Here is a 12,972-nt window from a genome sequence, read left to right on the forward strand (position 1 = left end):
CACCGGTTGGCGAGGCTGCCGAAAGGGCAATATCAGCGGCCGGGCTGGCGCTCGACGTCGGCCCAGCAGTTCGGCGTTTCGTACAGACGCACACGTTCCAGGCGCAGGTTCACGCCGTAGTGCGCGTCGTACACGTTCGCGAGGATGTCGAATGCGATCGCCGCAAGGTTCTCGACGGTCGGGATCCGGTCGAGCACGACGGTCTTGTGGTCGGCCATCTGCTCGAGGAACGAGCGCACGACTTCGTCGCGCGCGTAGACCAGGAACGCGTGATCCCACTTGTTGACGAGGTGCTCGACCGCGAGCGCCTTCACGTCGGCGAAATCCATCACCATGCCGCGGTCGGGCGCCCCCTCGGTATCGACGAGATCGCCGCGCAGCGTGACTTCGAGCACGTAGCGATGGCCGTGCAGGTTCCGGCACTGGCTGCGGTGATCGGGAATGCGGTGGCCCGCGTCGAATTCGAGTTTTCGGGTAATCAGCACGATGTCAAAAGCCGTGGCTCAGGGAATGTTCAGATATTTGTGGGTCTGCATCGACAGCCGCCACTGCGGATGCCGCTTGCACCAGTCGATCGCGAGCTTCGTATTGAGATCGCGCGACGGGCCGTCCATCGGCTGCACGAGAAAATACTCGAAATCGAGCTTCGCGTAGTCGGCCAGCCGCTGGTTGTCCTGCGGGATCACGACCTTCAGCTCGTTGCCCTTCGTGACGACGAGCGGCGCGTCGGCCTTCGGGCTCACGCAGATCCAGTCGATCGTCTCGAGCACCGGCAGCGAGCCATTGGTCTCGATCGCGATCTCGAAGCCTGCTGCATGCAGCGCGTCGACGAGCGGCTGGTCGAGCTGCAGCATCGGCTCGCCGCCCGTGCAGACGACGAAGCGATGCGCTTCGCCGTCCGGCCACAGGCCGGCGATCGTCGCGACGAGCGCTTCGGCGTCCTTGAACTTGCCGCCGTTCTCGCCATCGGTGCCGACGAAGTCCGTATCGCAGAAACGACACACGGCGTCCGCACGATCCTCTTCGCGGCCCGACCACAGATTGCAGCCGGCGAACCGGCAGAACACGGCCGGACGGCCCGCGTTCGCGCCCTCGCCTTGCAACGTGTAGAAAATTTCCTTGACCGCGTAAGTCATCGTGCTTCGTCCGGCTTGCGCCGCTCGTTGTCGATCAGAATCCGTTATTCATCCAGCGCCGCCGACGCACCCGCGTCACAGCGGCGCTTCGGTCACCCGCTCGCCCTTCAGGTAGGCCTCGTAGCCACGCTTGCGCAGCTTGCAGGCCGGGCATTCGCCGCAGCCGAAGCCCCAGTCGTGCAGTTCCGCGCGCTCGCCCACGTAGCACGTGTGCGTCTCGACGCGGATCAGTTCGACGAGTGCCTCCCCGCCGAGTTGCTCGGCGAGTTGCCAGGTCTGCGCCTTGTCCAGCCACATCAGCGGGGTCTCGAGCACGACACGCGTGTCCATGCCGAGGTTCAGCGCGACCTGCAGCGCCTTCATCGTGTCGTCGCGGCAGTCCGGGTAGCCCGAGAAATCGGTCTCGCACATTCCGCCAACCAGCACGCGCAGACCGCGGCGATAGGCGATCGCGGCCGCGATCGTCATGAACAGCAGGTTGCGGCCCGGCACGAACGTGTTCGGCAAGCCGTTCGCCGAGGTCTCGATCTCGATCGTGCGCGTCATCGCGGTATCGCTGATCGCGCCAAGCACCGACAGATCGATCATGTGATCGTCGCCGAGGCGGTCCGACCACGCCGGAAACTTGCGCTTCAGCGCTTCGCGCACGCCTTCGCGACACTCGAGTTCGACGCGATGACGCTGGCCGTAATCGAAGCCGAGCGTCTCGACCGTCTGGTAGCGTTCCAGGGCCCAGGCCACGCACGTGGCGGAATCCTGCCCGCCGGAAAACAACACGAGCGCGCCGTCTTTAGCGTCTGTCCGAATCACCGTGATACTCCGTGAATGTGTAGGCTCGCGTCGCACTGCGCCCCGAGGCCGGCTGCCGCCAGGCGGCCCGACGCGGCCGGCCTGCGCCGGCCCGACCAGTATAGGCAGCGCGGTCAGCCGCGAATGCGGCGGCGCGCTTATACCGCTCATCGCGCGGCATCGTTGCCGCGCACCACGGCAGGCGCGCCACGGGCGACCGGCCATGCGCATGAAGCGATGCGCTAAGTCATTGAGCGGGCACGGATTTTATCATGCCCCGGCGAATGCTGCCGGGCACGCCGCCCACGACACGCAATACCCACCACAAACGAAAAACCCCAAGAACCTTCCGATTCTTGGGGTTTTAAATGCTGGTGGCCTGGGACGGAATCGAACCATCGACACGCGGATTTTCAATCCGCTGCTCTACCAACTGAGCTACCGGGCCAACGAAGAATGAAAGTATATCGAGCTATTCGTTCCTGAGCAAGTGTTTTCGCGAAATATTTTATGCGGCGCCTTCGGACGGTTTCTTGCCGAGCTCGACGCCGAGTTGCTTGAGCTTGCGATAGAGGTGCGTGCGCTCGAGGCCCGTCTTTTCCGCGACGCGCGTCATGCTGCCGTTCTCGCGTGCGAGGTGATATTCGAAGTACGCGCGCTCGAATGCGTCGCGCGCTTCGCGCAACGGGATGTCGAACGGAATCGCGGCCGTCTGGCCCGCGAGGCCGAGCGCCGTGGCCATGTCGTCGCCGAGCGTCGGCAGCGCGGCCGCGGATGCGACTGCCGCCTGCCCCGATGCTTGCCCGACACCGGCTTTCGCGGCCGCATTGACGGACACCGGCGCCGCGCCGCGCGCGAGACCGTGCTCGACGGACTTCAGCAGCTTCTGCAGCGCGATCGGCTTCTCGAGGAAATCGAGTGCGCCGATCTTCGTCGCCTCGACGGCCGTGTCGATCGTCGCGTGCCCGGACATCATGATCACGGGCATCGTCAACAGGCCCTGCGCCGCCCATTCCTTGAGCAGCGTGACGCCGTCGGTATCGGGCATCCAGATATCGAGCAGCACGAGATCGGGCGCCTGATTCAGGCGGTATTCCCGCGCGGCCTGCGCGTTCTCCGCCGCCTCGACGACATGTCCTTCATCGCTGAGGATCTCCGAGAGCAATTCCCGGATGCCCATTTCATCATCTACCACCAGGATGGTTGCCATTTACGCTGCCTTTGTCTGCATACTTGCTTTTGTCTTGGCGGGAGCCGTCCCGCCCTGCGCGCCGGATTCGGCGCTTGGCGTATCGCTCGCCATCTGCAGGAACAGGATCGACACCTGCGCACCCTCGACGGTCTCGCCGTGCATGCGATTGCGCAGATCGATCCGCGCGCCGTGCTCGTCGACGATTTTCTTGACCGTGGCCAGCCCGAGCCCCGTGCCCTTCGCCTTCGTCGTCACGTAAGGCTCGAACGCACGGGTCAGGATGCGTGCCGGAAAACCGGGCCCGTTGTCGGACACGGTAAGACGGACCGCGACGCGCGTTTTGCCCTCGGCGTCGGGGTCGCCATATTCTACTGTCTTGGTTTCGATCAACACACGCGGATGCGCGACTTCCGCGACCGAGTCCTGCGCGTTCTGCAGCAGGTTGTGAATCACCTGGCGCAGTTGCGTCGCGTCGCCGCGAATCACCGGCAGCGACGGCGCGAGTTCGGCGACGATCGCGCTCTTGCCTTCGCCGACACCATACAGCCCGAGCACCTCGCTCGCCAGTTCGTTCAGCTGCAGGTTCGCGAGCACCGCCGGCGGCGTGCGCGCATATTCGCGGAAATCGTCGACCATCCGCTTCATCGCGGCCACCTGGTTGACGATCATCGTCGCGCCGCGCTTGAGCACGTCCGCATCGGGCGGTGCGAGCTTGTCGGACAGCTTCATCTGCAACCGCTCGGCCGACAGCTGGATCGGCGTCAGCGGGTTCTTGATCTCGTGCGCGAGCCGCCGCGCGACCTCGCCCCATGCGACCGAACGCTGCGCGGAAATCACGTCGGAGATGTCGTCGAAGACGACGACGTAGCCGGACGTCTGTGGATCGTCGGCCTCGCCCTCGACCGTCGACACGAGGCGTGTGCCGCGCACGAGCAAGGTCAGCGGATCGGCTTCGCCCGGCACCTCGATCGCGAACTGCTGCTGCCAGTGACCGCGATCGCCGCTGCCGCCGTCCGAAGCCGCTTCGCGATCGGCGAACGCCTTGCGCACCATCGCGCCGAATTCCGCGACGACGCCGATCCGGTCGAGCGCCGTGCCGATCATCGCGCCGAACGGCTGCCGGAAGATCCGCTCGGCGCCGCGGTTGGCCGTCGTCAGCCGGAACTGGCGATCGAGCACGAACACGCCGGCCGTCAGGTTCGCGAGGATGCTCTCGAGATACGTCTTCGAATGCTCGAGCGCGATCCGGTTCTTCTCGACCGCCTGCCGCGCCTCGGACAGCTGGCGTGTCATCGCGTTGAACGACTGCGTGAGGAAGCCGAGCTCGTCGCGCGACTTGATCTCGCGCTTCGGCGTGTAGTCGCCTTCGGTGATCTCCTTCGTGCCCTGCGCGAGCAGGAACAGCGGTCGCGCGAGCTGCTGGCCGAGCGCGAGCGCGAGCATCATCGCGATGAAGGTCGCGAGGAACAGCGCGAGCGTCAGCGTGCCGATGTACATCTTGCGCAGCCCGGTGCGGCCGAGCGCTTTTTCCTGGTACTCGCGATACGCGCGCTGCACCGCGTCGGCGTTGTGCGCGAGCGTGGGCGGCACCGGCTGGGTGAGCTGCAGGAATCGCTCCGCCGGTTGCAGCAGCGACGTCGTCGCATCGGGTATCGGCCGCACGACGCGCAGCCGCAGCGCACCCTTCGCGCCGTGCGCGCGCGGGTCGCCGTCGACCTCGCCCTCGATCGCCGCGTACGCGCCGTGTTCGCGGGCCTGGCTCAGCATCAGCGGAGTCGGCAGGTCGTCCGGAATCAGCGCGGCGAAATTGCCCGATGCCTGCGCGACGATGTGCAGGTCGGGCGCCGCGCCGGAGCCGCCGCGGCTCGGCTCGACGATCGTCGCATCCTGCACGCCGAACTGGTCGCGCAGGCGCAAGAGCGTGAGTGTCGTGCCGTTCGTGTTCGCATCGACGCTCGCGAGCTGGTCCGACATCAGCCGCGCCTTCGTCTGCAGGTCGGACAGCGACGCGTCGAGCATCCCGCGGCCGAGGTTCAGGCCGGCGGTCAGCGCGGTCTCGACGTTCACGTCAAACCACGACTCGATACTGCGCGACACGAACTGGTACGACACGATGTAGATGATCCCGCCCGGCACCACGCCGACGAGCGCGAAGAACACCGCGAGCTTCGCGAGCAGCCGCGTGCCGAACTTGCCCTTCCTCAGGCGCACGACGATCATCCCGATCAGCCCGAGCACCACCAGCAGGAACACGAGCGCGACGATGATGTTCATCGCGTACAGCCACGAGTAGTAGCGGTCGAAGAATTCGGTGTTCGCGCTCGCGGCCGCGAGCAGCACGAGCAGCAGCAGCGCCGTGAGCGCGACGGTCGAGACGATCACACGAACGAGGAGGCTCTTCCCGCTGGCCGCGCGGCGCACTTTATTTAGCACGTTCGGTCACCGTGAAAGTGAAGCGCTTCCAGTCCGACCCGAGCGTCCAGTCGCGGTTGTTCACCGCGTCGACCTGGAACGGCTTCGGCATCAGCGCCGTATCGAGTTGCATCCGCACCGAGGCGGTGTAGGTTTCGCCGGCACGCACCTGGTTGCGGTCGATCACGTGCCACGACGTGATGTGCCGGACGACCGCGAGCGCATCCTTCAGCGATGGGAAGCCGAGTTGCAGCCCGCCCGTCGACACGCGGTACTCGCGCGTGAGCGGCTGGAACGACAGGCGGATCGTCTGCGACACCGACACCGGCTGCTCGTCGAACCAGTACCAGCGCGCGCGGCCCAGTTCGAAATCGGTCGTGAAGTAAAGCGGGATGCCCTTGTTGACGGCATCCTCGAGGTTCGGATTCAACTCGAAATCGAAGCGGGCATCGAGGCTCCAGCCGCTTCCGTCAGCCTGCAGCGATGCGCGCTGCACGGCGATCGACTCGGCACGCGCCGGCCGAACGACAGTCAGGCACAGCGCCAACGCGACCAGCAGGACGGCCGCGAGCCGAAGTGGAAAAAGGTGTTTGATCGTCACCGTTTCTGAAACCGCGCGTAGAAGAATCCGTCGTGATCGGTGTTCTGGTCGAGTGCGCCGGCCGCCCCGCCGTGCACGCCGCCCGGCAGCAGTTGGCCGGGCGCGTCCAATCGTACCGCATCTTCACAGGCCGCTTCAAACCAGCGAGCCTGCAACTCACCTTCCTCGGGGAAGATCGAACAGGTCACGTAGAGCAGTTCGCCGCCTGGCTTCACGAGCGGCCACAACGCTGTCAGGATGCGACGCTGCTCCGCGACGAGCGCGGCAATATCGGCTTCGCGGCGCAGCCAGCGAATGTCGGGATGACGACGCACGATGCCGGACGCCGAGCACGGCACGTCGGCCAGGATGCGGTCGAACGGACGGCCGTCGTACCACGCGTCCGGCGCGCCCGCGTCGCCCACGCGCACGTCCGCCGCGAGAGACAGACGCGCGAGGTTCTCGCCGATACGCGCCGCGCGGGTCGCGTCGCTTTCGAGTGCGACGACTTCGGCGTCGGCCAGCTCGAGGATATGCCCGGTCTTGCCGCCCGGCGCCGCGCACGCGTCGAGCACGCGCATGCCGTCGCGCGCACCGAGCCATTCGGCCGCAAGCTGAGCACCGGCATCCTGCACCGACACGACGCCGTCGGCAAAGCCCGGAATGCGGTCAACCGGCAGCGCCGACGCGAGCCGCACCGCATGGCGACCGATCCCGGTCGCCTCGATTCCGCTCGCGCGCAGCGTATCGAGATACGCATCGACGGTTGCGCGGCGCGCGTTCACGCGCAGCGTCAGCGGACCCTGGCGCTCGCCGGCCGCAAGAATCGTCTGCCAGGCTTCCGGCCACGCACGCTTCACCGCATCGACCCACCAAGTGCGGTAATTCCAGCGTGCGACGGGATCGTTCTGCATCGCCGCGACGAGCGCGTCGCGCTCACGCTGGAAACGCCGCAGCACGGCGTTGACCAGCCCCTTCGCGAACGCAAATTCGCGCCGTGCGCCGATCACGCTGACGGCCTGGTCGACGATGGTGAATGCCGGATACGCCGCCGCGTCCTCCGGATCGAGCAGCAGCGCAAGCGCACCGGCGAGCACCGCATGCACATGCGCGGGCGGCGCCTTGCTGACCAGCCGGCCGATCAGCCAATCCGCACTGCCGAGACGACGCATCGTCCGATACGCGACGTCCTGCGTCGCGCCGCGCGCCAGCGCCTGCGCGCCGGCCGGCATCTGCGCGAACACCGCGGCCAGTGCCGCCGGCAGCGCGGTACCGCGCCGCACCGCATCGACGGCCTGCGCGGCCGCGTCGAGCGCGAAGCCCAGCGAATCGGGCGCGAGATGCAGCGCGGGCAGGCGCGCGGCGCGGCCGGAGGAAGACTGAGCGGAGGAGCGGGTTCGTGTCATCGGAGCAAAATCGGCAAACGGGTGCCGCGAGCGGCGGAAACCCAGCGGCCGCATGGCCGCCGCGATTCCAAACCGCGCATTGTAGCGTGCGATCATGCGGCCCCTTTACGGGGCGCACAAATGAAACACCCCGCAGCGCGGGGCATGCGGGGTGATGTGTCGAGCGCGACGCGACTTAGTCGAAGCGGCCGGTGCGCGCCATCTCCATCAGGCGCGCGATGCGCTCCTCGGTCGCCGGGTGCGTGGAGAACAGATTCTGCAGACCGCCGCCGTGAAGCGGGTTCATGATCATCATCTGCGCGGTGGCCGGATGCGCTTCGGCCGCCTGGAACGGGATGCCGGCCGCATAGCGATGGATCTTGTCGAGCGCGGTGGCGAGCGACTGCGGATCTCCCGAGATCTGCGCGCCGCCGCGGTCGGCCTCGAACTCGCGCGCTCGCGAGATCGCCATCTGGATCAGCGCACCGGCGATCGGTGCGAGCAACGCGACTGCGATCCCCGCGATCGGGTTGGCCGGACGGCCGTTTTCGTCGCGACCGCCGAAGAACATCGCGAAGTTGGCCAGCGCCGAAATCGCGCCTGCCATCGTCGCGGTGATCGTCGAAATCAGGATGTCGCGATGCTTCACGTGCGCGAGCTCATGCGCCATCACGCCGCGCATCTCGCGCTCGGACAGCACACGCAGGATGCCCGTCGTCGCGGCGACCGCCGCGTGCTCGGGGTTGCGGCCCGTGGCGAACGCGTTCGGCGCGTCCTCATTGATCAGGTAGACGCGCGGCATCGGCAGGTTCGCACGCGTGGCGAGCTCGCGCACCATCCGGTAGAACTGCGGCGCCGTGTTCTCGTCGACCTCCTGCGCGTTGTACATGCGCAGCACCATCTTGTCGGAGAACCAGTACGAGAAGAAATTCATGCCGAGCGCGAACAGCAGCGCGATCGTCATGCCGCGCGAGCCGCCGATCATGCCGCCGATCACGATGAACAGGGCCGTGATCGCGGCCATCAGCATCGCCGTTTTGACCCAATTGAACATACCCACTCCTTATCCGTCAGGGGACCCGCCGCACATTACGATGCACGGCGGAAAATTGTAAGCGATTTGTTAGATAAGGTCTTGCCGGAAAAATTCAATTTCAGCGTTGCGTCGCCGCGAGCCGCAGCCCGAGGCCGACGAAGGCGCTGCCCACCGTGCGGTCAAGCCACTTCCTGACGCCCGGCTTGCCGGAAAAGCGCTGCGTGACGCTGCCCGCGACCCACGCGACGATGCAGCTCCAGATCGTGCTCATCACGAGGAACACCGAACCGAGAGCCAGGAACGCCAGCGCCTTGTGCGGGCTGTCGGCCGACACGAACTGCGGGAAGAACGACACGAAGAACAGCACGACCTTCGGGTTCAGCACGTTGGTCCAGAAACCCTGCATGAACAGCTGGCGCAGCGGCTTCGCGGCCGTGGCCCGCGCCGCCTCGGCGCCTGCCGGCGCGGCGACCTGCCTCGCGAGGATCATGCGCACGCCGAGATAGATCAGGTAAGCGGCACCGACCAGCTTGATCACCATGAACGCGGCGGCCGACGCCGCGAGCAGCGCAGTCAGGCCGAACGCGCACGCAAGCGCGTGCACGCAGCAGCCGGCGGAGATGCCGAGCGCGGACATCAGCCCCGCGCCACGGCCCTGCGCGACGCTGCGGCCGACGATGTACGCCGTATCGGGGCCGGGCGTGACGTTCAGCAGGAAAACCGCGAGCACGAAGAAGCCGAAATGGGTGATGCCAAGCATGAAAACCTCGAAATCGGAAAGCGCAGGGAAATTCTACGCGCGCCTGCTGCGCCGTGCGACTCGGCCATCCGGCCAATTGCGCACGACCGGCATGTCGGGTCGAATGACGCTCACAGCCCGTCGGGCAACGCGAAGCGCTGGCCCGCGGCGAGCGGCGAGCCGGCCAGGAATTCGCGCGCGGGCAGCCGCTTGCCGCCCGGCTTCTGCAGTTGCGTGACGCGCAGCGCGCCGCCACCGCATGCGACGACCACGCCTTCCGGCGAAGCCTCGACGATCGTGCCGGGCACCGCGTCGACAATCCCGCCGCGCGCCGCCACGGGCTCGGCCGCCCACAGCTTGATTGCCGCGCCGTCGAGCATCGCGACGCCGCCCGGGAACGGGTCGAACGCGCGCACCTGGCGCGCGAGCACGTCGGCCGGCTTGCGCCAGTCGAGCGCCGCTTCGTGCTTGCCGATCTTTTCCGCGTAAGTCACGCCGTCGGCCGGTTGCGGGGTGGCGGGCAGCGCGCCGTCGCGCTCGAGCCGCACCAGGGCGTCGACGATCAGGCGCGCGCCGTCGGCGGCCAGCCGGTCGTGAAGCGTCGCGGTCGTATCGTCGGCCGCAATCGCGACGCGCGCTTCGTCGATCATCGCGCCGGTGTCAAGGCCGGCGTCCATCTGCATCAGCGTGACGCCCGTCTCGGCGTCACCGGCCTCGATCGCGCGATGGATCGGCGCGGCGCCGCGCCAGCGCGGCAGCAGTGACGCGTGGATGTTGATGCAGCCGGCGCGCGGAATGTCGAGCACTTCCTGCGGCAGCAGCAGGCCGTATGCGGCGACCACCATCACGTCGTGCGGTGTCGTGCGCAGCAGCTCGATCGCGTCGGCCGCCTCCGTCGGGTACTTGCCCGCGCGGCGCAGCGACGTCGGCTGCGCGACGGACATTCCGTGCTCGACGGCATAGCGCTTCACGGCGCTCGCCTGCAGTTTCATCCCGCGCCCGGCGGGACGGTCGGGCTGGGTGAGCACGAGCGGCACCGGAAAACCGGCCTCATGGATCGCGGCGAGTGCGGCCGCGGCGAATTCCGGCGTGCCGGCAAAAATCACGCGCAACGTATGGGTCATGACAGCGTTCGGGATCGGTCTGGGCAAACGCGCGTCACATCGCGCGTTCGAGTTTCTTCATCTTCGTCTTGATACGGTTCTGCTTCAGCGGCGACAGGTATTCGACGAACACGCGACCCATCAGGTGATCCATCTCGTGCTGCACGCACACGGCGAGAAGGCCCTCGCAGTCGAGCTCGAAGGTCTCGCCCTGCTCGTTGAGCGCACGCACACGCACGTGGTCGGGACGCTCGACTTCGTCGTAGATCCCGGGTACCGACAGGCAGCCCTCCTCGTAGATCTGTTTCACGTCGCTCGACCAGATGATCTCGGGATTGATGAACGCGCGCAGCTCGTTCTTCTCCTCGGAGACGTCGATCACGATCACGCGCTCGTGCACGTCGACCTGCGTCGCCGCCAGGCCGATGCCCGGCGCGGCGTACATGGTTTCGGCCATGTCGGCGACGAGCTTGCGGATCCGGTCGTCGACCTTGTCGACGGGCTTGGCGACCTTGTGCAGCCGCTTGTCGGGGTAATGAAGAATGTTCAGCAAAGCCATGGTGTTCGGTATTCGGTGGAGCGGCACGCCGCATCGGCCATCCGGCCGGCTGGCGCCGCCGCCGGGATGCAATGAAGATGAGGCGGACGCGCGGCATGTCAACGCCGCGGGTCTGCCTCCTGCAATTGGCCGGACGCTCGCGCGCGCGGCCCTGTCGAGTATTTCGGATGATGAAAATTTTATCATGGCGCCACGCGGTTCGCTGGCCGCCGCATTCGAGGGGAACCTCATGTCGCCGCAAGCGCTGACGACCTCCGCGTTGCGTGCGTGGCTGCAGCTCTCGCATGCGCCGGGACTCTCGCCCGCCGTGCTGCGTGCGCTGCTCGATGCATTCGGCTCGCCGACGGCGCTGCTGCGCGCGTCCGACCAGGCCATCGGTGCGGCGAGCAGCGCTGCCACCGCGCGGGCAGTGCGCACCAGCGAGCGGAACGACCTCGATGCGCGCACCGACGCCACACTGGCATGGCTCGATACACCGGGCAACGCGATCGTCACGCTCAACGATCCCGTCTATCCGCCGCGGCTGCGCGACCTGCATGATCCGCCACCGCTGCTATATGTAAAGGGCAGGCTCGACTTGCTGCACGGACGCGGGCTCGCCGTGGTCGGCAGCCGCCATGCAACGCCGCAGGGGCTCGCAGACGCCACGCGCTTCTCGCATGCGCTGTCCGATGCGGGCCTCGTGATCGTCTCCGGTCTCGCGCTCGGCATCGACGGCGCCGCACATCGCGGCGGGCTCGACGGCCGCGCCGGCACGGTCGCGGTGATCGCGACGGGTGCCGATCTCGTCTATCCGGCTCGGCACCGCACCCTTGCGCACGAGATTGCCGCACGTGGCGCGATCGTTTCCGAATGGCCGCTCGGCACACCCGCGCGGGCGTCACATTTCCCGCAGCGCAACCGGCTGATCGCTGCGCTCGCGCTCGGCGCGCTCGTCGTCGAAGCCGCGCCGCGCTCCGGCTCGCTGATCACCGCGCGGCTCGCGAACGAGCTGGGCCGCGACGTGTTCGCGATGCCGGGCTCGATCCACGCGCCGCTGGCGCAGGGCTGCCACGCGTTGATCCGCGACGGTGCGAAGCTCACCGCGACGCCGCTCGACGTGCTTGAGGAATACGGGTTGGGCGAACCGGCTGCTCACGCCGGCCGCGCGGCGGATTTGCGTTCGCGCCCCGATAACGGAGGAACGACCGACACCCCCGGGCAATGCGCGGGCGAGCACATCGGGGAAGCGGGATCCGCCATTCCGGCCGCTGCGCCCGCCGAGATCGACGGCACGCCAACCGACAACCCGGCCGAACGATCCGTGCTCGCCGCACTGGGATACGGCCCCGTTACTTACGAGTGGCTCGCCGAGCACACCGGCTTGCCCGACGACGCGCTGCACCGCTCGCTACTCGGGCTCGAACTGGCCGGCCGCGTTGCGAGCATGCCCGGCGGACGCTTCGCGCGGCTTGACGCAACGCCCACCCCGCCCGCGTCCGGCGTGCTACAGTCCCCCGCATAGAGGCGGCCGTGCCGCCGACGCTACTCAAGGAATTCCATGCCCGCGCTGAATCTCGACACCGATGCCGATCGGATCGCCGAGCGCCTCGCCGATCCCGACACGCTGCTGGTCGCCTGCCTGTGCGCCGAATGGTGCGGCACCTGCCGCGAGTACCGAACGGCCTTCGACCAACTCGCCGACGCCCATCCCGAGGCCTGCTTCGCGTGGATCGACGTCGAAACCCATGCCGACCGGCTCGACGATCTCGACGTCGAGAATTTCCCGACGATCCTGATTGAGGACGCGAACACCGCGCGCTTCTTCGGCACGGTGCTGCCGCACGCGGCGATCGTCGAACGGATGCTGTCCGACCTGAGCGCCGTGCCCGGCGCGCCGCATGCACCGAAATTGCGCAATATCCTGAATGTCGAGGCGTAAGCCGCACGCCAGCCCGGCAGCTTTTCGCGCCGTCGCGCGTGCCGCCACGCCGGGCGCTTGCCGCCATTGCGGCCCCCCACTATGATGAGCCGCTTTTTGCACGCCGCGCCGCCGTCGCCA

Annotated in this window: 13 protein-coding genes and 1 tRNA gene; 2 read left to right on the forward strand and 12 right to left on the reverse strand. The window is 67.4% G+C overall.

The features are described 5' to 3' along the window. Nucleotides 1–32 precede the first annotated feature (32 nt). From queD to def, 12 genes are all read right to left on the reverse strand, one after another. Nucleotides 33–485 carry a 6-carboxytetrahydropterin synthase QueD gene (queD, locus tag ACT2FV_RS32465; RefSeq protein WP_044847357.1) on the reverse strand — a complete coding sequence of 151 codons (453 nt, stop codon included), beginning with the start codon at nt 483–485 and terminating at the stop codon, nt 33–35. Between the two features lie 18 nt (nt 486–503). Continuing rightward, nucleotides 504–1,136, reverse strand: a complete 633-nt coding sequence (gene queE / locus ACT2FV_RS32470) for a 7-carboxy-7-deazaguanine synthase (protein WP_059468636.1) — start codon at nt 1,134–1,136, stop codon at nt 504–506. Between the two features lie 75 nt (nt 1,137–1,211). Continuing rightward, complete coding sequence (gene queC, locus ACT2FV_RS32475) at nt 1,212–1,946, reverse strand: 7-cyano-7-deazaguanine synthase QueC (protein ID WP_059607503.1); 735 nt, start codon at nt 1,944–1,946, stop codon at nt 1,212–1,214. Nucleotides 1,947–2,297: 351 nt separating this feature from the next. Beyond that, a tRNA-Phe gene (locus ACT2FV_RS32480) sits at nt 2,298–2,373 on the reverse strand. 60 nt (nt 2,374–2,433) lie between these two features. Next, nucleotides 2,434–3,135, reverse strand: a complete 702-nt coding sequence (esaR, locus tag ACT2FV_RS32485) for a response regulator transcription factor EsaR (protein ID WP_059607505.1) — start codon at nt 3,133–3,135, stop codon at nt 2,434–2,436. Continuing rightward, on the reverse strand, nt 3,136–5,550 hold the full coding sequence (gene esaS / locus ACT2FV_RS32490; RefSeq protein ID WP_444505415.1) for a sensor histidine kinase EsaS: 2,415 nt from the start codon (nt 5,548–5,550) through the stop codon (nt 3,136–3,138). It abuts the gene before it with no gap. Continuing rightward, nucleotides 5,540–6,130 carry a DUF4390 domain-containing protein gene (locus ACT2FV_RS32495; protein ID WP_059607510.1) on the reverse strand — a complete coding sequence of 197 codons (591 nt, stop codon included), beginning with the start codon at nt 6,128–6,130 and terminating at the stop codon, nt 5,540–5,542. Before ACT2FV_RS32495 ends, esaS begins: the two co-directional genes overlap by 11 nt. Beyond that, nucleotides 6,127–7,515, reverse strand: coding sequence for a 16S rRNA (cytosine(967)-C(5))-methyltransferase RsmB (gene rsmB, locus ACT2FV_RS32500; protein WP_174920058.1), 1,389 nt, complete (start codon nt 7,513–7,515; stop codon nt 6,127–6,129). The genes ACT2FV_RS32495 and rsmB overlap by 4 nt, the downstream gene beginning before the upstream one ends. Nucleotides 7,516–7,690: 175 nt before the next feature. Beyond that, on the reverse strand, nt 7,691–8,548 hold the full coding sequence (gene htpX, locus ACT2FV_RS32505; RefSeq protein ID WP_006485774.1) for a zinc metalloprotease HtpX: 858 nt from the start codon (nt 8,546–8,548) through the stop codon (nt 7,691–7,693). A gap of 100 nt (nt 8,549–8,648) precedes the next feature. Continuing rightward, nucleotides 8,649–9,290: a LysE family translocator gene (locus ACT2FV_RS32510; protein WP_444505416.1), complete on the reverse strand. Its 642-nt coding sequence runs from the start codon at nt 9,288–9,290 to the stop codon at nt 8,649–8,651. A gap of 110 nt (nt 9,291–9,400) precedes the next feature. Further along, nucleotides 9,401–10,393, reverse strand: a complete 993-nt coding sequence (fmt, locus tag ACT2FV_RS32515) for a methionyl-tRNA formyltransferase (protein ID WP_151051215.1) — start codon at nt 10,391–10,393, stop codon at nt 9,401–9,403. 34 nt (nt 10,394–10,427) lie between these two features. Then, nucleotides 10,428–10,931, reverse strand: a complete 504-nt coding sequence (gene def, locus ACT2FV_RS32520) for a peptide deformylase (RefSeq protein ID WP_151051213.1) — start codon at nt 10,929–10,931, stop codon at nt 10,428–10,430. Nucleotides 10,932–11,160: 229 nt separating this feature from the next. On the opposite strand from def, the gene dprA reads away from it, so the two are divergent. Then, complete coding sequence (dprA, locus tag ACT2FV_RS32525) at nt 11,161–12,435, forward strand: DNA-processing protein DprA (protein ID WP_444505417.1); 1,275 nt, start codon at nt 11,161–11,163, stop codon at nt 12,433–12,435. A 36-nt stretch (nt 12,436–12,471) separates the two neighbouring features. Next, nucleotides 12,472–12,852: a thioredoxin family protein gene (locus ACT2FV_RS32530; protein WP_124627056.1), complete on the forward strand. Its 381-nt coding sequence runs from the start codon at nt 12,472–12,474 to the stop codon at nt 12,850–12,852. The last annotated feature ends 120 nt before the right edge of the window (nt 12,853–12,972 follow it).

The sequence above is a fragment of the Burkholderia sp. PR2 genome (assembly GCF_052372875.1).
In the GTDB taxonomy this organism is placed as follows: Bacteria; Pseudomonadota; Gammaproteobacteria; order Burkholderiales; family Burkholderiaceae; genus Burkholderia; species Burkholderia diffusa.

What these genes read in the sequence shown, in the direction of transcription:
- fmt (WP_151051215.1), bottom strand. Translation starts at nt 10,393, where the DNA reads ATGACCCATACGTTGCGCGTGATTTTTGCCGGCACGCCGGAATTCGCC.
- ACT2FV_RS32510 (WP_444505416.1), bottom strand. Translation starts at nt 9,290, where the DNA reads ATGCTTGGCATCACCCATTTCGGCTTCTTCGTGCTCGCGGTTTTCCTG.
- queE (WP_059468636.1), bottom strand. Translation starts at nt 1,136, where the DNA reads ATGACTTACGCGGTCAAGGAAATTTTCTACACGTTGCAAGGCGAGGGC.
- htpX (WP_006485774.1), bottom strand. Translation starts at nt 8,548, where the DNA reads ATGTTCAATTGGGTCAAAACGGCGATGCTGATGGCCGCGATCACGGCC.
- dprA (WP_444505417.1), top strand. Translation starts at nt 11,161, where the DNA reads ATGTCGCCGCAAGCGCTGACGACCTCCGCGTTGCGTGCGTGGCTGCAG.
- def (WP_151051213.1), bottom strand. Translation starts at nt 10,931, where the DNA reads ATGGCTTTGCTGAACATTCTTCATTACCCCGACAAGCGGCTGCACAAG.
- ACT2FV_RS32530 (WP_124627056.1), top strand. Translation starts at nt 12,472, where the DNA reads ATGCCCGCGCTGAATCTCGACACCGATGCCGATCGGATCGCCGAGCGC.
- rsmB (WP_174920058.1), bottom strand. Translation starts at nt 7,515, where the DNA reads ATGACACGAACCCGCTCCTCCGCTCAGTCTTCCTCCGGCCGCGCCGCG.
- esaR (WP_059607505.1), bottom strand. Translation starts at nt 3,135, where the DNA reads ATGGCAACCATCCTGGTGGTAGATGATGAAATGGGCATCCGGGAATTG.